At 70.3% G+C, this 17,511-nt stretch carries 20 protein-coding genes; 10 read left to right on the top strand and 10 right to left on the bottom strand.

The window, feature by feature from the left end; genetic code table 11:
* Positions 1 to 77 precede the first annotated feature (77 nt).
* The 4 genes from map to ACCP09_RS37345 are packed head-to-tail and all read left to right on the top strand — an operon-like array spanning position 78 to position 3,300.
* Positions 78 to 845 carry a type I methionyl aminopeptidase gene (gene map / locus ACCP09_RS37330; protein WP_400991117.1) on the top strand — a complete coding sequence of 256 codons (768 nt, stop codon included), beginning with the start codon at positions 78 to 80 and terminating at the stop codon, positions 843 to 845.
* On the top strand, positions 845 to 1,339 hold the full coding sequence (locus tag ACCP09_RS37335; protein WP_027934208.1) for a GNAT family N-acetyltransferase: 495 nt from the start codon (positions 845 to 847) through the stop codon (positions 1,337 to 1,339). The genes map and ACCP09_RS37335 overlap by 1 nt, the downstream gene beginning before the upstream one ends.
* Positions 1,340 to 1,372: 33 nt before the next feature.
* Complete coding sequence (locus ACCP09_RS37340) at positions 1,373 to 2,206, top strand: SDR family oxidoreductase (RefSeq protein ID WP_378336951.1); 834 nt, start codon at positions 1,373 to 1,375, stop codon at positions 2,204 to 2,206.
* 53 nt (positions 2,207 to 2,259) lie between these two features.
* Complete coding sequence (locus ACCP09_RS37345; protein WP_123684972.1) at positions 2,260 to 3,300, top strand: alpha/beta fold hydrolase; 1,041 nt, start codon at positions 2,260 to 2,262, stop codon at positions 3,298 to 3,300.
* On the opposite strand, the gene ACCP09_RS37350 is transcribed toward ACCP09_RS37345, so the two are convergent.
* Together ACCP09_RS37350 and ACCP09_RS37355 are read right to left on the bottom strand one after the other, a co-directional pair.
* Positions 3,297 to 3,686 carry a VOC family protein gene (locus ACCP09_RS37350; RefSeq protein WP_017984656.1) on the bottom strand — a complete coding sequence of 130 codons (390 nt, stop codon included), beginning with the start codon at positions 3,684 to 3,686 and terminating at the stop codon, positions 3,297 to 3,299. The two genes, ACCP09_RS37345 and ACCP09_RS37350, sit on opposite strands and share 4 nt — an antisense overlap.
* Complete coding sequence (locus ACCP09_RS37355; RefSeq protein WP_027934210.1) at positions 3,683 to 3,964, bottom strand: ArsR/SmtB family transcription factor; 282 nt, start codon at positions 3,962 to 3,964, stop codon at positions 3,683 to 3,685. Before ACCP09_RS37355 ends, ACCP09_RS37350 begins: the two co-directional genes overlap by 4 nt.
* Before the next feature lie 176 nt (positions 3,965 to 4,140).
* Between ACCP09_RS37355 and ACCP09_RS37360 the strand changes: the two genes are divergently transcribed.
* Positions 4,141 to 4,512, top strand: coding sequence for a hypothetical protein (locus ACCP09_RS37360; protein WP_433753651.1), 372 nt, complete (start codon positions 4,141 to 4,143; stop codon positions 4,510 to 4,512).
* Here ACCP09_RS37360 and ACCP09_RS37365 read toward each other — a convergent pair.
* Positions 4,496 to 4,618, bottom strand: a complete 123-nt coding sequence (locus ACCP09_RS37365; protein WP_433753669.1) for a hypothetical protein — start codon at positions 4,616 to 4,618, stop codon at positions 4,496 to 4,498. The two genes, ACCP09_RS37360 and ACCP09_RS37365, sit on opposite strands and share 17 nt — an antisense overlap.
* A gap of 238 nt (positions 4,619 to 4,856) precedes the next feature.
* Between ACCP09_RS37365 and ACCP09_RS37370 the strand changes: the two genes are divergently transcribed.
* Together ACCP09_RS37370 and ACCP09_RS37375 are read left to right on the top strand one after the other, a co-directional pair.
* Positions 4,857 to 5,429, top strand: coding sequence for a TetR/AcrR family transcriptional regulator (locus tag ACCP09_RS37370; protein WP_433753653.1), 573 nt, complete (start codon positions 4,857 to 4,859; stop codon positions 5,427 to 5,429).
* 19 nt (positions 5,430 to 5,448) lie between these two features.
* A complete protein-coding gene (locus tag ACCP09_RS37375; RefSeq protein WP_433753655.1) occupies positions 5,449 to 6,294 on the top strand; it encodes an alpha/beta fold hydrolase in 846 nt (281 codons plus the stop codon).
* Here ACCP09_RS37375 and ACCP09_RS37380 read toward each other — a convergent pair.
* The 6 genes from ACCP09_RS37380 to ACCP09_RS37405 form a co-directional block, all read right to left on the bottom strand.
* The gene (locus ACCP09_RS37380; RefSeq protein ID WP_433753657.1) at positions 6,291 to 7,670 is read right to left on the bottom strand and encodes an FAD-binding oxidoreductase; all 1,380 of its coding nucleotides are present in this window, start codon (positions 7,668 to 7,670) and stop codon (positions 6,291 to 6,293) included. The genes ACCP09_RS37375 and ACCP09_RS37380 overlap by 4 nt on opposite strands.
* Positions 7,671 to 7,754: 84 nt before the next feature.
* On the bottom strand, positions 7,755 to 8,735 hold the full coding sequence (locus ACCP09_RS37385) for a hypothetical protein (protein ID WP_433753659.1): 981 nt from the start codon (positions 8,733 to 8,735) through the stop codon (positions 7,755 to 7,757).
* A 26-nt stretch (positions 8,736 to 8,761) separates the two neighbouring features.
* Positions 8,762 to 9,163 carry a nuclear transport factor 2 family protein gene (locus tag ACCP09_RS37390; protein ID WP_123684975.1) on the bottom strand — a complete coding sequence of 134 codons (402 nt, stop codon included), beginning with the start codon at positions 9,161 to 9,163 and terminating at the stop codon, positions 8,762 to 8,764.
* 113 nt (positions 9,164 to 9,276) lie between these two features.
* Positions 9,277 to 10,485, bottom strand: coding sequence for an acyl-CoA dehydrogenase family protein (locus ACCP09_RS37395; protein ID WP_020420445.1), 1,209 nt, complete (start codon positions 10,483 to 10,485; stop codon positions 9,277 to 9,279).
* Between the two features lie 19 nt (positions 10,486 to 10,504).
* A complete protein-coding gene (locus ACCP09_RS37400) occupies positions 10,505 to 11,803 on the bottom strand; it encodes an acyl-CoA dehydrogenase family protein (protein ID WP_027934216.1) in 1,299 nt (432 codons plus the stop codon).
* Between the two features lie 117 nt (positions 11,804 to 11,920).
* Positions 11,921 to 12,424 carry a hypothetical protein gene (locus ACCP09_RS37405; RefSeq protein ID WP_433753662.1) on the bottom strand — a complete coding sequence of 168 codons (504 nt, stop codon included), beginning with the start codon at positions 12,422 to 12,424 and terminating at the stop codon, positions 11,921 to 11,923.
* 60 nt (positions 12,425 to 12,484) lie between these two features.
* Between ACCP09_RS37405 and ACCP09_RS37410 the strand changes: the two genes are divergently transcribed.
* Complete coding sequence (locus ACCP09_RS37410) at positions 12,485 to 12,613, top strand: hypothetical protein (protein ID WP_431908874.1); 129 nt, start codon at positions 12,485 to 12,487, stop codon at positions 12,611 to 12,613.
* 131 nt (positions 12,614 to 12,744) lie between these two features.
* Here ACCP09_RS37410 and ACCP09_RS37415 read toward each other — a convergent pair whose 3' ends face one another.
* Positions 12,745 to 13,920: a TetR/AcrR family transcriptional regulator gene (locus ACCP09_RS37415; protein ID WP_433753664.1), complete on the bottom strand. Its 1,176-nt coding sequence runs from the start codon at positions 13,918 to 13,920 to the stop codon at positions 12,745 to 12,747.
* Between the two features lie 127 nt (positions 13,921 to 14,047).
* Here ACCP09_RS37415 and ACCP09_RS37420 point away from each other — a divergent pair, with 127 nt between their 5' ends.
* Together ACCP09_RS37420 and ACCP09_RS37425 are read left to right on the top strand one after the other, a co-directional pair.
* Positions 14,048 to 15,259 carry an acetyl-CoA C-acetyltransferase gene (locus ACCP09_RS37420; RefSeq protein ID WP_027934221.1) on the top strand — a complete coding sequence of 404 codons (1,212 nt, stop codon included), beginning with the start codon at positions 14,048 to 14,050 and terminating at the stop codon, positions 15,257 to 15,259.
* A 2-nt stretch (positions 15,260 to 15,261) separates the two neighbouring features.
* The gene (locus ACCP09_RS37425; protein ID WP_433753667.1) at positions 15,262 to 17,424 is read left to right on the top strand and encodes a 3-hydroxyacyl-CoA dehydrogenase NAD-binding domain-containing protein; all 2,163 of its coding nucleotides are present in this window, start codon (positions 15,262 to 15,264) and stop codon (positions 17,422 to 17,424) included.
* Positions 17,425 to 17,511: the final 87 nt, after the last annotated feature.

The following is a 17,511-nucleotide window of genomic DNA, read 5'->3' on the forward strand; positions in this document are numbered from 1 at the left end:
GGATGACCACCCAGCTGCCTTTGGGTCGTGGGCGCGGTGCTATAACTTCCGGTATAACTATACCGGCGAGGTGACATGTGATCGAGCTGAAGAGTCGCGGTGAGCTGGACGCCATGCGCGCTGCGGGGCGGGTCGTCGCGAAGGTGCTCCAGAGCGTCCGCGAGCAGGCGGCTGTCGGGACCAGCCTGCGCGAGCTGGACCAGCTCGCCGCGGACATCCTCAACGACGAGGGCGCCAAGTCGTCCTTCCTGCACTACCACCCGCGTTTCGCGCCGTCGCCCTATCCGGCTGTGCTCTGCACCAGCGTCAACGACGCCGTCGTGCACGGCATCCCGACGGACTACCGCCTCGGCGAGGGTGATCTGCTGAGTGTCGACTTCGGAGCGCACGTCGACGGCTGGCACGGGGACGCCGCGGTCAGCTTCGTCGTCGGCAACGGGAATCAGGCCGACCTGGACCTGATCGCCGCCACCGAGCGGGGTATGTGGGCGGGCATCGAGCAGGCCCGCCCAGGGAACAGGATGGGCGACATCGGCCACGCGATCGCGGAGGTCGGGCGTCGCGCCGGGTACGGGTTGCTCGCCGACCACGGGGGTCACGGTGTGGGCCGCGCGATGCACGAAGCGCCGCACGTGCCGAACGAAGCCGTCGCGGGCAAGGGAATGGTGCTGCGGGAAGGGCTGGTCATCGCGATCGAGCCGATGTTCCTCGCGGGCGGCCGCGACGACTACCGCTACGCCGACGACGGCTGGACCATCCTGACCAGCGACGGCTCCCGCGCCGCGCACGTCGAGCACACCATCGCCGTCACCGCGGACGGCCCGCTCGTCCTGACGGCGCCGTGATGGAGATCCGCGAGTCCGGCGAGGGCGACCTGCACATCGTCCTGGGGCTGTTCGACGCGGCCGTCGAATGGCTCGTCGCCCGCGGCAGCGCCGGCCAGTGGGGCACCGAACCGTGGTCGGCGGACCCGGCGAAGGTCGAGCGCGTCCGCACGATGCTGCGCGACGGCCGACCGTTCCTGGCCATTTCGGACGGTGTGCCCGCCGGCGCCCTGATCCTCGACCACCCGCTGCCGTACACGCCGCCGGTCGACGAGCCCGAGGTGTACGTGACGCTGCTGCTGGCCTCCCGCGAGCACCGCGGCGTCGGCGCCCGGCTGCTGGAGTTCGCCCGCCAGGACGCCCGCGACCGCGGCATCGGCCTGCTGCGCGTCGACTGCTGGGCCGGCGGCGACGGCAAGCTCGTCCGCTACTACGAGGGCCAGGGGTTCACGCCGACCGAGCGGGTGCGTGTGCGCGACGACGTGTGGGTCCAGATCTTCGAACAACGGGTGTGACACCTCTGGCGCGAATGTCAGTTACCGGGCAGTATGGCCGCCATGGCAACGTTGCTCGGCAAGGTCATCGTGATCACCGGAGGCGCGCAGGGGATCGGCGCCACCACGGCCGCCGCCCTGGTGCGGCTGGGTGCGAAGGTCGTCATCGGCGACCTCGACCCGGTCCTGGCCGAGAAGACGGCGGGTGAGCTGGGCGGCGACACGCTCGCCCTGCCGCTCGACGTGACCGACCACCGCGGCTTCACGGAGTTCCTGGACGAGGTCGAGCGCCGTCTCGGGCCGATCGACGTCCTGATCAACAACGCCGGCGTCATGCTGCTGTCGCCGCTGGCCGACGAGGACGATGCGGCCACCGCGAAGCAGATCGACGTCAACCTGCGCGCGGTCGTCCACGGCACCCGGGAGGCCGTCCGCCGCATGCGCCCGCGTGGCCGCGGCCACATCGTCAACGTCGCGTCGATGGCGGGCAAGGCCGGGTTCCCCGGCGCGGCGACCTATTGCGCCACCAAGCACGCCGTCGTCGGGCTGTCCGAAGCGGTGCGGCAGGAGCTGCGCGGGTCCGGGGTGGACATCTCGTGCGTGATGCCCGCCGTCGTCCGCACGCACCTCGCCGACGGCCTGCCCGAGACCAGGCTCTTCCCGTCCCTGCGGCCGGAGGACGTCGCGAAGGCGATCGTCGAGACGCTGCAGAAGCCGCGGTTCGACGTGTTCGTCCCGAAAACCCTCGACGTGACAGGTCGCGTCAGCCGCCTGCTGCCGCGCGCGGCCGCGGAGTGGTTCATGCGTGCGATCGGCGCCGACAAGGTGTTCACCCAGGCGCACGCGGGCGCGCGGGCGGAGTACGAAGCGAGGGTGAGGCGGCCTTGAAGTAGCGTCGGTCCCGGGGAAGGATCGGTGCGGAGAACGGAGTTTCGAGGTAGATGGTGGTACCAGCAGTGACCGCGATGGCGGCCAACGCGCTCGGCGTCCTGCGCGGCGGTCTCGCCGACCTGCGACCGGTGCCGCGCGTGCTGGTCGACCAGGGCCCGAACCGGTCGCTGTACCGGATGACGCCGTCGCCGGACGGTGATCCGGTGCTGCTCGTGCCGCCGCTGGCCGCGCCCGCGCTGTGCTTCGACCTGCGGCGCGGCTGCAGCCTCGCCGAGCACCTGGTCGACCGGGGCCGCCGCACCTACCTGGTGGACTACGGCACCGTCGCGTTCTCCGACCGCCGGCTGGGCATCGAGCACTGGATCGACGAGGTGCTGCCGCGGGCCATCCGCAAGGTCAGCGAGGACTCCGGCGGGCGCGGCGTGCACCTGGTCGCGTGGTGCCTCGGCGGGCTGTTCTCCCTGCTGACCACGGCGGACCGCCCCGACCTGCCGGTGCAGTCGATCACCACGGTCGCCTCGCCGGTCGACTTCACCGCCATCCCGCTGGTCGCGCCGTTCCGGCCGCTGGTGGACCTGACCGGCGGCTACCTGCTCACGCCGCTGTACCGGATGCTCGGCGGCGCACCGTCCTATGTGGTCGAACGCGTGTTCTGGGCGACGGGCATCAACAAGCAGCTGACCAAGCCGCTGGCGATCCTGCAGAACCTCGGCGACCGGGACTACCTCGCCCAGATCGAGGCGGTCGACCACTTCATGGACAACATGATCGCCTACCCCGGCCGCACGTTCGGGCAGATGTACCACCGGTTCTTCCGCGCCAACGACCTCGTCGAGGGCGGCCTCGACCTGAACGGCCGGATCATCTCGCTGTCCGGTGTGAAGGTGCCGACGCTGGTGATCGCCGGGCGCAACGACACCATCGCCCCGCGGCGCGCCGTGGAGCGGCTGGTGCCGTTGCTGGAGAACGCGCCGGACGTGCGGTTCGAGACCGCCCCTGGCGGGCACCTCGGTGTGCTGACCGGCCGTCGCGCCCGGGACACCACCTGGCGGCACATCGACGCCTTCCTCGGCGATCAGGTGTCCGATTAGGACTTCATCTGGCCGATCTGGATGAGGTTGCCGCAGGTGTCGTCGAACACGGCGGTGATCACGGTGCCCATGTCCGTCGGCTCCTGCGTGAAACGCACGCCGAGGCCACGCATCCGCTCGTACTCCGCCTGCACGTCGGACACGGCGAACATGGTCCACGGGATGCCGTCGGCGACGAGTGCGTCCTTGAACGGCTTCGCCGCCGGGTGCCCGCTCGGCTCCAGCAGCAGTTCGGTGCCCTCCGGGTCCTCCGGCGACACCACGGTCAGCCACCGGTCCGCACCCATCGGGATGTCGTGCTTCTTCACGAAACCCAGCACGTCGGTGTAGAACCGCAGCGCCTTCTCCTGGTCGTCGACGAGCACGCTCGCCAGGTTGATCCTCATGTCCGTCCCCGCTTCCTGAGCCACCGCTCGACGATCGGTTCGAGCGGTTTCGTGTTGATGTAGTGGAACTTGTACCGGCCCTCACGCCTCGACTCGACCAGACCGGCGGATTCGAGCACGTCGAGGTGCTGCGAAACCGCCTGCCGTGACGAACTGAGCCCGTGGATGGACACCAGCCGGGCGCAGAGTTCGAAGAGCGTTTGCCCGTCCCGGTCGGTCAGTTCGTCGAGGATCGTGCGGCGCGTGGGGTCGGCCAGGGCTTTGAAGACGTCACCCACGCCGGCAACGATAGGCAAGTGAGTACTTGCCTGTCAACTTCGTGTTCGGCGAGGAGGACTCTCGCAGGTCTTACCCCTGACTTCGTCGTACACTGCGCCGTCCCGGACGGTCCGAAGGAGGAGACGCCACTATGTACGGCCACCCGGGCATGCCCGGACTGATCAGGGGGGCGCGGGTGCTCCTGTTCGTCATGGGTGGCATGCAGCTCACCGTCGGCGTGCTCGTCGCCGGCCTCTTGGCCGGCGTCATCGCCAACGACGGCGGCAGCATCGCCGATGCCGTCGCCGTCGTCGGTGTGCTGCTGGGCCTGGGTGCGCTGTCGATCGTCCTGGGGACGAAGTTCGCCACCCGCGGCGGAGGTGTCCGTGTCGCCACGATCGTGTACGCCTCGCTGATGATCATGACCTGCCTGGGCAGCCTTGGCCGCGGGGACGGCTTCGGCCCCATCTTCACGGGCGGCCCGGTCATCGGCCTCGCCTGCAGCGGCATCATCCTGGCGTTGATGGTCACCGCACAGGCTGGCGCCTGGTTCAACCGCCCACGGTAGGCGCTAGATGTCGTGATCTGACAGAGCCCAAGCTGCCCGTGGAACGGGCCACCCCGAGTTGCTCAGCGATCCGCGCCGCCGGCCACCCCGCCTGATAACGCTGCACGATCAACTGGTGCCTGCGTCAGCGTGACGCATCGAGGACCTCCCGAGCTTGGTGTGGATGCGTCGCAACACCCGCTCCGCCCGGAGGGGCCGCTTTGGTCAGCCCCGGGCAGTCGAGGTTGCGTAACCCGGATTTCTGGATGGCGGCGGCGCCCTGCTCGGGCACCCGCATCCGCTTGCCGATGGCCGCGATGCCGGGTCCTGTGTACATTAGGATCAGTCCTAGGGAGGTTAGGAAAATGCCGCGTGGGAGGATCACGCCGGACGCGCTGGTGTCGGCCGCCGCCGACCTGGCGGACGAGATCGGCTTCGAGAACGTGACGCTCGCGGCGCTCGCGAAGCGGTTCGGCGTCCGCGACGCCAGCCTCTACACCCACATCCGCGGCCTCGCTGACCTGCAGGAACGTGTGGCGCTGCGGGCGCTTTCCGAATGGGCGGAAGCGTTGAGCGCGGCGGTGGCCGGACGCGCCGGCCGCGACGCGCTGACCGCCTTCGCCGACACGTACCGAACCATGGCGACGGAGCACCCTGGCCGCTACGCCGCCACGCGGCACCCGGTGCCGCCGGAGCGGGCCGCCGAAACGCCGGGCGTCATGCGCATCATCGAGGTCTGCTACGCGCTGCTGCGCGGGTACGACCTGTCCGAACCGGACGCCACCGACGCGGTCCGGTTCCTGCGCAGCACCCTGCACGGCTTCAGCGACCTGGAAGCCACCGGCGCCTTCACCGCCGACCACAGCCTCGACGTGTCCTGGCGTCGCGCGGTCGACGCGCTCCACCACACGCTGACCAACTGGACGAAGATCCACTGACCCGGGACCGGAGAAACCCATGCGCATCACGCTCGACGGCACGCCCATCGACTACCACGAGCGCGGCGACGGCCCGCCGCTGCTGCTCCTGCCCGGCGGGGCGGGTCACGCCGGCGTCTTCGACGGGCTCGCCGCGCACCTGGCCGATCACTACCGCGTCGTCGCCATGTCCAGCCGCCTGGTGTCGGCGGGGCCGGACGGCGACCAGCACCCGAAGGTCTACGCCGAGGACGTGCTCGGCCTGATCGAGGCGCTCTTCGACGAGCCGCCCGCGGTGTTCGCGTTCAGCGCCGGCGCCATCACGACCCTCGACCTGCTCGCCCGCCACCCGGAGCGCGTGCGTCTCGCGGTGGTCCACGAGCCGCCGGTGGTCGGCCTGCTGCCGGACGCGGAACGCCACCGTGCCGCGCTCGAGGCCGTGCGGGCGGCGGCGCGCACCGGGGACCTGGACGAAGCGGCGCGGCTGATGACCGACGCCATGACGGCTCCCGAACCCGGCGCGGCGACCCCGGAGCTGCGCCACCCCGGCGACTGGCTGGACGGGTACGCGGAAACCAGCCCGGAGCCGCCGACGCCGGAACTGCTGGAGCTGTTCGCCCGCCTCGGCGAACTCCAGCCGCTGTTCCTCGAGCACGTCCTGGTGCCGTTCACGTCCGCGGACGTCGACGTGGCCGCGCTCGCCGCCGCCGGGCCGCGGCTGGTCCCGGTCGCCGGGATCGACTCGCGGGGCCAGCTGCCGTACCGGGCCGCCGCCGCTTTGGCGAGCCGGCTCGGACTACCGCTGACGGAGTTTCCCGGCGGCCACCTCGGGCCGGTCGAACGCCCCACGCAGTTCGCCGCGGCGCTCCGGGCTCTGCTCGGTTAGGCCGGCTTGATGTCGTGCCAGCGGTTGAACACGTTGTCCGGGTCGTAGTCGGCCTTGATGCGTTGCAGGCGCCGGTAGTTCTCCTCGCCGTAGCCGGCCACGATGCGGTCGTCGCCTTCGTCGCCGATGAAGTTGAGGTAGACGTCGCCGGACGCCCACGGCCGCATGTCGGCGCGCAGGTTGCGGGCCCACGCGATGGCGCGGTCGTCGTCGGCCGGGTCGGCCCACAGGCCCAGCGGGTGCACGGCCCATTGGTTGTCGCGGTCGAACCCCGGCCAGTCCTGGCCGCGGGTGACGGCGCCGCCCCAGGGCAGCAGCGCGTGTTGCGACGGTGACGGCACCACCATGTCCAGCGCGCGTTCGCAGAACCGGTCGAGGGCTTCGTCGGGCAGTTCGCGCAGGTTCTCGTCGGACCAGTAGTTCCGGAAACCCGCGGGGTCGTCGAGCATGGACTGCAGGCCGGCGTAGGGGACGTCGGTGATGACCTGGCCGGGCGGCGCGGTCGCGAGCAGCGGGCCGATGATGTCGCGCAGCCGGGTTTCCGGGCCGGTGCAGGTGACCAGGACGCCGCAGCAGAGCCGGCCGACGAGGTGTCCGGGCACGAACTCCTCGGGCGGGCCGGTGAGGTAGAGCAGGCCGCCGCCGATCTCGTCCGGCGCGGTGCGCATGAGGTCGCGGTAGACACCGGCGACGGCGCGCCCCTGGTCGCCGGGCCACAGCATCAGGGCCATCGAGAACTCCGGCAGGTCGTGCAGCCGGAAGGTGAGCCGGGTGGCCACGCCGAAGTTGCCGCCGCCGCCGTGCAGGGCCCAGAAGAGGTCGGGGTTCTCCTGCTCGCTCGCCGTGACCTCGCGGCCGTCGGCGGTGACGATGTCGACGGAGAGCAGGTTGTCGCAGGCGAGGCCGAACTTGCGCTCGATCCAGCCGGAGCCGCCGCCGAGCGTCAGGCCGGCCACGCCGGTGGTCGACACACGGCCGCCGGTGGTGGCCAGGCCGTGCGGCTGGCAGGCTCGGTCGAAGTCGCCCCAGGTGGCGCCACCGCCCGCCGTCGCGGTCTTCGCCTCGGCGTCGACGGTGACGGCGTTGAGGCGGCGCAGGTCGATGACGAGACCATCCTCGACCAGGCACGCCCCGGCGACGCTGTGACCCCCACCCCGCACGGCGACCGGAAGGGCGTTGTCCCGGGCGAACCGCAGCGCCGCCGTGATGTCCCGGACGGTCCTGCACTGAGCGATGACCTGCGGGTGGGCGGTGATCATGGCGTTGAAGACGCCGCGGACGCTCTCGTAGTCGCCGTCCTCCGGCGTGACGATCCGGCCGTCGAAGCCGTCGCGGAACCTTTCCACCGAGGCGGGCTGGACGAGGTAACCAGTCATCTTCGGGCCTCCCTTCGGGATAGTAGGGAGAGTCGCACCGGGGAGTTGCGCGTTACGTCGAGCCGGAAGATCTTCTGTGGACGGTCAGAGGAGGTCGGTGACCGGGGTGCGCCAGTGGACGCGGAGAGCGGAGCCGTCGCCGCGCAGGTTCTCGCCGCGGTAATGGAGGGTGTACGACCGCTCGCGCAGCGCGTCGACCTGGGCGGGTGGGTACGGGTCGCCGATCAGGGCGTGCCGCAGGCTGGGCGCGGGGACGAGGACGTCGAGCCGCCGGTCGGCCGGGCGCGAGTCGAAGAGAGCGAGCTGTTCGAGGCGTGCGCACGTCGCGAGCGGGGCGAGGGTGTCCAGGCCGCGGAGGAGTTCGAGGATAAGGAACCGCAGGGCGGGGTGCCGGGCGAGCGCCTGCAAGTCGGGGACGTTCTTGAGTGCCCCGAGGGAGACCGCTTCGAGGTTGACGCAGTCGGCCAGGGCGCTGAGGTCGTCGAGCCCGCGGATCTGGAAGAGGGCGAGCCCGCGCAGCGTCGGGATGCCGGCCAGTGGGGTCAGGTCCCGGATGCCGCCGAAGTCCATCGCGAAGGTCTCGAGCGCGGGGTGACCGCGCAGGGGTTCGAGGGATTTCGCGCGCGGAGAACGCAGTGCGAGATGGCGCAGGGAGGAGGCGCCGGCGATCGACTCGAAGCCCCTGCCGTGCTCGTCGACGGCGAGCGTGACCAGGTTCGGCAGTCCGCCGAGGAAGGCGAGGGACGGTTTGGCGGAGTTCGTGCGGCCGAGCCGCAGCTCGTGGAGTTCCGTGAACTCGGAGAGCACGTCGAAGGCGGTGGCGTGCGGCAGGTCGAGGGCGAGTTCTCGCACGTGGTGGAACGCGGGCAGCTGCGCGGGATCGGCGTGTCCCAGCAGGTGGAGCGCGACGCCGGGATGCGCGGCGAGCGCCTCCGCGGCGGCGGCGAGGACAGGGGCGGGCAAGGGCGCGGCGACGAGGACCCGCTCAGTCGCCTGCCCGGCGATGCGCGGTTCGATGGTGGCGGGATCGGTGTCCGGCCGGATCTTCACCGTCGCTTTTCGCACGCGGGAAGCCTAACGACTGCGACGGCTCAGGCGTTTTGGACGAGGTCGGCGTGCCGGTGGGCGACTTTCCATTCGCCGTCCTCGCGGCGGTAGATCTGGGTCGCGCGCAGGGTGTAGTCGCGCGGTTCCCCGTCGACGGACGCCCGGGTGTGTTCGTAGCCCACCGTGTAGGCCATGTCACCGACCACATCGGCCGCGACGATCTCGTGTTCGTAGGAGACGCAGTCCGAGAAGGTGGCTCCGAGCCGGCTGAACAGGTCGTCGATCTCGGCCTGGCCGGTGGCGTTCAGCCAGGCGCCCAGCACGGAGACCGGTTCCGCCCGCGACCAGATCGCCCGCCGCGGCACCGGGTCGCCGTTGTGCAACGCGACTTCGGCGTCCCGCAGCCGGGAGCCGACCCAGGTGAGGAAATCGTCGCGATCGCCCATGGTTCACCTCCGGGATCCCCATTGAACGCGCGAACGCGCGGAAAGACCAGCGCCGTCACCCGGCGGGCGAGTCCGCCCGGCTCTCCGCACACGGGGAGCCGGGCGGTGGCGCGCTATTTCAGCTCCGCCGACGTCTTCCCCAGCAACCGCCGGGCGACGATGAGTTGCTGGATCTGCTGCGTCCCTTCGAAGATGTCCAGAATCTTCGAGTCCCGGGCCCACTTTTCGAGCAGCATCTCTTCCGTGTAGCCGAGCGTGCCGATCAGCTCGACGCACTTGAGCGTGATGTCCACGACCGATCGGCCGGCCTTCGCCTTCGCCATGGATGCCTGCAGCGAGTTCGGCTTGCGGTTGTCGGCCATCCACGCCGACTCCAGTGTCAGCAGGTACGCCGCTTCGTAGTCGGCTTCCAGTTCCAGGTACGTGGCCGCCGCGGCGTGCTGGTGGTGCGCCGGGCGGTCGTAGTCCACCACGACACCCGCCTCGGCAAGGATCTTCGCCGTCTCTTCCAGCGCGGCCCGCGCCAGGCCGACCGCCATCGCCGCGACCAGGGGGCGCGTGTTGTCGAAGGTCTGCATGACCCCCGCGAACCCCTTGGACGTGTTGATCTCCGGCGAGCCGAGCAGGTTCTCCTTCGGCACGCGGCAGTTGTCGAACCGCAGCACCGCCGTGTCGGACGCGCGGATCCCGAGCTTGTGCTCCAGCCGCACGACCTCGAAGCCCGGAGTGCCCTTTTCCACCACGAACGACTTGATCGCCGCCCGGCCGAGCGACTTGTCCAAAGTGGCCCAGACGACCACGGCGTCCGCGCGGTCACCGGAGGTCACGAAGATCTTCTCGCCGTTGAGGATGTAGCTGTCGCCGTCCTCGGTGGCGGTTGTGGTGATGTTCGCGGAGTCCGAACCGGTGCCCGGCTCGGTGATCGCCATCGCGGCCCACACCTTCGCGAACCGCTTCAGCTGCTCGTCGTTGGCCACCGACGCGATCGCGGCGTTGCCGAGACCTTGCCGCGGCATCGACAGCAGCAGACCCACGTCGCCCCAGCACATTTCGATCGTGCCGAGCACCGTCGCCAGGTTGCCGCCGTTGCGGTTCCCGGTCGCCTTCTCCTTCTCGTTGCGCCGCACGCCGGCCGCGCCCGCGCCGCCCTCACCGGAGGAGTTCAGCCCGTCCAGCACCGCGGCGAACATGTCCAGCTCGACCGGGTACTCGTGCTCGGCGCGGTCGTACTTGCGCGAGATCGGCCGCAGCACTTCCGACGCCGCCTGGTACGCCTGGTTGATCAGCGCCCGGGCCTTCTTCGGGGTTTCCAGATTGATCATGATGACCTTCCCAGGCTTGTCAGAGGAGGACGACGCCCTCGAGCACACCGATCGCACGCAGGTCGCGGTACCACCGCTCGACCGGGTGCTCCTTCACGAACCCGTGCCCGCCCAGCAGCTGCACCCCGGCGCTGCCGATGCGCATGCCCTTGTCCGCGGCGAGTTTGCGGGCCAGCGCGACCTCGCGGGCGAACGGCTTGCCCTGTTCGGCCCGCGCGGCGGCGCGCAGCATCACCAGGCGCATGCCCTCCAGTTCGATCGCGATGTCCGCGACCGAGAACGCGACTGCCTGGCGGTGGCTGATCGGCTCGCCGAACGCGGTGCGCTCGTTCACGTACGGGATCACGTAGTCCAGCACGGCCTTCGCGGTGCCGGTGGCCAGCGCGGCCCAGCCGAGGCGGGACAGCCGCACGGCCTCGGTGAACACGTCCGGCGAACCGCCGCCGAGCAGCGCGCCCGCGGGCAGCGACACCTTCTCCAGGTGCAGCTTCCCGGTCGCCGCGCCCCGCAGGCCCATCGCCGGGTCGGCCTCGATCGACACGCCCTTGGTCGACGACTCGACGAGGAACAGCGCCGGGCCGCGCCCTTCGAGGTCGGCGGACACGACGAACAGTTCGGCCTGGCCCGCGCGGGGGACCAGGGACTTCACGCCGTCCAGCTGGTAGCCGCCGGGGGTGCGGCGGGCCTTGGTGGCGGGCTTGAACGGGTCGAACAGCGGCTTGGACTCCAGCAGGGCCAGCGCCGCGGCAGGCACGTTCTCGCCGACGAACTCCGGCAGGTAGTCGGCCTGCTGCTGGGCGTCGCCCCACAGGACGAGCGCGTTGCTGACCGCGGACGGCGCGAGCACCGCGACGGCCAGGCCGAGGTCGCCGTGGGCGAGTGCCTCGGCGACCAGCGCGTTGGTGACGACCGAGCGCTCCGCGCCCGCGCCGCCCAGCTCCTCCGGGATGCCGATGAGCGTCACGCCCAGCTCGGCGGCCCTGGTGAGCAGGCCGTCCGGCGGGCTGAGCTTCTCGTCCGCCTCGGCGGCCGCGGGCCGCAGCTGCTCGGCCGCGAACTCGCTCACCGTCTCGACGATCATCTGCTGGTCTTCGGACGGCGTGAGGTCGAACAGGCCCTTGTCCTCGGCCGGCGCCGGGCGAGTCGCGTCGCCGCCCCGCTTGCGCGACGAGGAGAACGTCCGGCTGGCCGCGCCGGCGACCTTGAAACCGTTCCTCGTCGCCGCCGAAACCAGGTTCTGAACCGGCTCGCGCAACCCGCTGCGTTCCAGCGTCCTGCTGCCCGCGAGCCGGGAGAGGGCGGCCAGGCCGAGGCCCATCACGTCCCGCTTCCGGCCGCTGTTCTCCCTGAGCGCTGCCACGTCGCACTCCCATCGCCGTTACCTACTCGTGAGTAGGTTAACGCATGGGGGCAGGTGAACGCCAGCCGCCCGACGTCAGGGGCGCCAGGTCGGGATGACGGGCATCGGGGGCCGCAGCGAGCTGGGCGGCGGACCGACGGCCCCGGACACGAGCCGGAGCACGGCGGTGCCGTCCCGCACGTCGACGACCTGCATCGCGAGGACCCCGTCGACCGGCTTCGGCTTCTCGGGTTCGCCGCTGCTGCAGCGCGAGCCGGAGCCGTTCTGGTAGAGGGTGGAGACGCAGCCGGGGGTGAGGCTGCCGCTGCCGTCGCCAGTGGCGAACTCGATGCCCCCGGCGGTGACCGCGCGGACGGCGATCCGGTCGACCCCGCCCTGCCCGGTGAGCGCGATGTCGATCGGGCCGCTCACCAGGACTTCGCAGGTGCCGTCCAGGCAAGCGCCGTAGTCACGCCCATCGGCGGCGGTGAGGGCCGGTGGCGCGGACGAGGTGGCGGCCGGCGCCGGGGCTTCGGTGGGCTCGCCGTCGCCGCTGCACGCGGCCAGCGGAAGGAGGAGGAGCAGGAGGGCGCGCTTCACAGTGAGCACGGTATCGACGGGGTGCCGGTTTTGGGGTGAGTTGGCAAATTTCGGCCAGGTATGCGCAACTGGGACGCCGCCGATGAAGCCGCGACGCAGTATCTCGGGCGCTCCGATCTGCTGCGTTCGCTCGAGGCCCGCATCGTGCTCGACCAGCTGCTCGCCGGTCAGGGGCTTCCGACCCGGTGAGCGGAAGCCTTCGGGTGGGACCTCCAGCGGATGGGAAGTGCGAGATCGGCCTCGCGGTCGCCGAGCATGCGCGTGCCCTGGTCATCGCCTCGATCTCGCGGTCCGATGCTCGAACCCCTGCTGCCCAAGTCCTAATCCAGGTCCAGCACCGCCGCCATCAGGACTCGCAGCTCGGCCGCCAGTCCTGGCCGCGAGTTGACCCGCCGCGTGCGGGACAGGTCGTTCGCGATCGTCAGCGCCGCGTGCACCGTGATCTTCGCTTCGCGGGGGTTCAGCGCCGGCTGCGCCGCGCCCAGCAGGCTCACCCACTGCGCCACGTAGTCCCGCTGGATGCGCAGCAGCTCGGGGCCCTCGTCCTCCGCGTAGTTGACCGCGTCCGCCGAAAACGACACAGCCAGCTCCGCCGAACCGGTCAGCACCCGCACGTACGAGTCGATCAGCCCGCGCAGCGCCTCCGTCTCGTCGGCGCTGCTCAGGCGCACCCGTTCGGCGTCCAGCAGCAACCGGTCGCCCGCCCGCCGCGCGATCGCCCCCAGCAGCGCCGCCTTGCTCGAAAAGTGGCGGTACACGCTCGGGCCCGCGATGCCGGCCGCCGCGCCGATGTCCTCCATGCTCACCGCGTGGAAACCCTTGCGGTGGAACAGCTCCGCGGCCGCCGACAGGATCTGCTCCCGCCGGGACGGCACCCCGACGCCCACCGGCACCGGCTCGTCCTCAACGACCTCCGACGGCAGCCGCACGTGCAGCACCCGCCGCGCCAGCTCCGCCAGCAACTCGGCGAACCGCTTCCGCGCCACGGACGTCCGGTGCACCGAAACGCTGCCGAACACGCTCATCGCCGCCCAGCACAGCAGCTCCGCGTCCGCCGGCCCCAGGTCGGCGCGCAGGTTCATCAGCTCCTTGGCCCAGGTCGACAGCAGCGCCGTGGACCGCCGGGCGATCTCGCGCTGGTCCTCCGGCGAAAGGTGCCGCCCCTCCCACCGCCACAGCGCCGCCACGTCGCGCCGCTCCACCGACGCCTCCGCGATGCCCCGCAACAGCCGCTCCACCTGCGCGCCGTCCGGCCGCCGCAGGCTCGACAACGCGGCCGCGGTCGCGTCCTCCATCTCCTGCACCCCGCCGAGCAGCACGTACGCGAGGATCGCCTGCTTGTCCGCGAAGTGCCGGTACAGGGCGGGCCCGGTGATGCCGGCCGCCGCGGCGATGTCGTTGATGCCGACGCCGTGGTAGCCGCGGGCGCGGAACAGCTCGGCGGCGAGTCCGGCCAGCTGGCTCTTGCGGTCGGGGCGACGGGAGGTGCTCGACATGGTGATCCCACTCTAGCCGGAGTGAGGCCCCCTGCAAACGGTTGACACCAGGGGATTCAGGCAGAGTATGTTAGTGGCAATTAGCGTCAGACCCAGACGGATGCAGTAAGCAGGAAGGACCGTCGGTGTGAGCAACGAGGCATACATCTACGAGGCGATCCGGACGCCCCGTGGCAAGAACAAGGGTGGATCCCTGCACGGGGTGAAGCCGATCGACCTCGTGACCGGACTGATTCACGAACTCCAGGCGCGGCACCCGGGCCTGGACCCGGCCGCGATCAACGACATCATCCTCGGCGTCGTCTCGCCGGTCGGTGACCAGGGCGCCGACATCGCGCGCGCCGCGGCGATGGCCGCCGGCCTGCCCGACACCGTCGCCGGTGTCCAGCTCAACCGCTTCTGCTCCTCGGGTCTGGAGGCCGTCAACCAGGCCGCCGCCCGGGTGCGCTCCGGCTGGGAGAACCTGATCATCGCGGGCGGCGTCGAGTCGATGTCGCGCGTGCCGATGGGCTCCGACGGCGGCCCGATGTTCACCGACCCGGCCACGAACTACGACACGTACTTCGTGCCGCAGGGCATCGGCGCGGACCTGATCGCCACCATCGAGGGCTTCAGCCGCGAGGATGTCGACCGGTTCGCGGTCCGTTCGCAGGAGAAGGCCGAGGCGGCCTGGTCCGGCGGTTACTTCGCGAAGTCGGTCGTGCCGGTCAAGGACATCAACGGCGTCACGATCCTCGACCACGACGAGCACCGCCGCCCCGGCACCACGCTGGAGAGCCTGGCCAAGCTGAAGCCCGCCTTCGAGACCATCGGCGAGTTCGGTGGTTTCGACGCGGTGGCGCTGCAGAAGTACCACTCGGTCGAGAAGATCAACCACGTCCACACCGGCGGCAACTCCTCGGGCATCGTCGACGGCGCCGCGCTGGTGCTGCTCGGCAATGAGCAGGTCGGCAAGGACCTGGGCCTGACCCCGCGCGCCCGCATCGTGGCGGCCGCGATCACCGGGTCGGATCCGACGATCATGCTGACCGGCCCCACTCCGGCCACGAAGAAGGTCCTCGACATCGCCGGCCTGACGGTCGACGACATCGACCTGTTCGAGCTGAACGAGGCGTTCGCCTCTGTCGTGCTCAAGTGGATGAAGGACCTGAAGCTGCCGGACGAGAAGGTCAACGTCAACGGCGGGGCGATCGCGATGGGCCACCCGCTCGGCGCGACCGGTGCCATGATCCTCGGCACCATGGTCGACGAGCTGGAGCGGCGCCAGGCGCGGCGCGCGCTGCTGTCGCTGTGCATCGGCGGCGGAATGGGTATCGCGACGATCATCGAGCGGGTGTGATCATGACCAACACTATTCGCTGGGACCAGGACTCCGACGGCATCGTCGTGCTCACCCTGGACGACCCCAACCAGTCGGCGAACACGATGAACGCCGACTTCCGCGAGTCCTTCAAGAACACGGTCGAGCGGCTGGAGTCCGAAAAGGACTCGATCACCGGTGTCGTGATCACCTCGGCGAAGAAGACCTTCTTCGCGGGCGGTGACCTGCGCGACCTGATCCAGGCCACGCCGGAGCACGCGGCCGAGATCACCGAGAGCACGAACGCCATGAAGGCCCAGCTGCGCAGGCTGGAGACCCTCGGCAAGCCGGTCGTGGCCGCCATCAACGGCGCCGCGCTCGGCGGTGGCCTGGAGATCGCGCTGGCCACGCACCACCGGATCGTCGCGGACGTGCCGGGCACCGTCATCGGCCTGCCCGAGGTGACGCTGGGCCTGCTGCCCGGCGGCGGTGGCGTCGCGCGCACCGTGCGGCTGCTCGGTATCCAGAGCGCTGTGCTGAACGTGCTGGTGCAGGGCCAGCGGCACAAGCCGGCGAAGGCGCTGGAGCTCGGCCTCGTGCACGAGGTCGTGTCCAGTGTGGACGAGCTGCTGCCGAAGGCCAAGGAGTGGGTGAAGGCCAACCCCGAGGCGCAGCAGCCGTGGGACGTCAAGGGCTACAAGATGCCCGGCGGTTCCCCGTCGAACCCGAAGTTCGCGGCGAACCTGCCGGCCTTCCCGGCGAACCTGCGCAAGCAGCTCAAGGGCGCCCCGATGCCCGCCCCGCGTGCCATCCTGGCCGCCGCGGTCGAGGGCGCGCAGGTCGACATCGAGACCGCGACGCAGATCGAGACCCGGTACTTCGTCAGCCTGGTCACCGGCCAGGTCGCGAAGAACATGACGAAGGCGTTCTTCTTCGACCTGCAGCACATCAACTCCGGCGGTTCGCGGCCGGACGGGTACGAGAAGTACCAGGCGCAGAAGGTCGGCGTGCTCGGCGCGGGCATGATGGGCGCCGCGATCGCCTACGTGTCGGCGAAGGCCGGTATCGAGGTCGTGCTCAAGGACGTCTCGCTGGAGGCGGCCGAGAAGGGCAAGGGCTACGCGGTCAAGCTCGAAGAGAAGGCGCTGTCCTGGGGCAAGACCACGAAGGAGAAGTCGGACGCGCTGCTGGCGCGCATCAAGCCGACGGCCGACCCGGCGGACTTCGCCGGGGTGGACTTCGTGATCGAGGCCGTTTTCGAGAGCCAGGAACTCAAGCACAAGGTCTTCGGCGAGATCGAGAACATCGTCAACCCGGACGCCGTGCTCGGGTCGAACACCTCGACGCTGCCGATCACCGGCCTCGCGCAGGGTGTGCAGCGGCAGGAAGACTTCATCGGCATCCACTTCTTCTCGCCGGTCGACAAGATGCCGCTGGTGGAGATCATCCGTGGGGAGAAGACCTCGGACGCCACCCTGGCGAAGGTCTTCGACTACACCTTGCAGATCAAGAAGACGCCGATCGTGGTCAACGACAGCCGCGGCTTCTTCACCAGCCGGGTGATCGGCACGTTCATCAACGAGGCGGTCGCGGCGCTCGGCGAGGGCGTCGAGCCGGCGTCGATCGAGCAGGCCGGCTCGCAGGCCGGCTACCCGGCGCCGCCGCTGCAGCTGATGGACGAGCTGACGCTGACCCTGCCGCGCAAGATCCGCGAGGAGACCAAGTCGGCGATCGAGGCGGCCGGTGGCACCTGGAAGGCGCACGCCTCCGAGGCGGTCATCGACCGGATGATCGACGAGTTCGACCGCAAGGGCCGGTCGTCCGGTGCGGGCTTCTACGAGTACGACGAGAACGGCAAGCGCGTCGGACTGTGGCCCGGCCTGCGCGAGGCGTTCAAGTCCGGCAGCGGCAACGTGCCGTTCAAGGACCTGCAGGAGCGCATGCTGTTCGCCGAGGCGCTGGAGACGGTCCGCTGCTTCGACGAGGGCGTACTGATGTCGGTGCAGGACGCCAACATCGGCTCGATCTTCGGCATCGGTTTCCCGGCCTGGACCGGCGGTGTCATCCAGTACATCAACCAGTACGAGGGCGGCCTGCCCGGCTTCGTGGCAAGGGCGAAGGAACTGGCCGAGAAGTACGGTGAGCACTTCCAGCCGCCGGAGTCGCTGGTGAAGAAGGCCGAAGCAGGCGAAAAGTTCGAATAACAAAAAGAAAAGGCGCCCTTCCCAACAACCCGGGAAGGGCGCTTTTTCTTTGCACCAAACCGGCACCCGGCAACGCAACAGCACCGA

The organism is Amycolatopsis sp. 3B14, from assembly GCF_050958625.1.
Lineage (GTDB): Bacteria > Actinomycetota > Actinomycetes > Mycobacteriales > Pseudonocardiaceae > Amycolatopsis_E > Amycolatopsis_E thermoflava.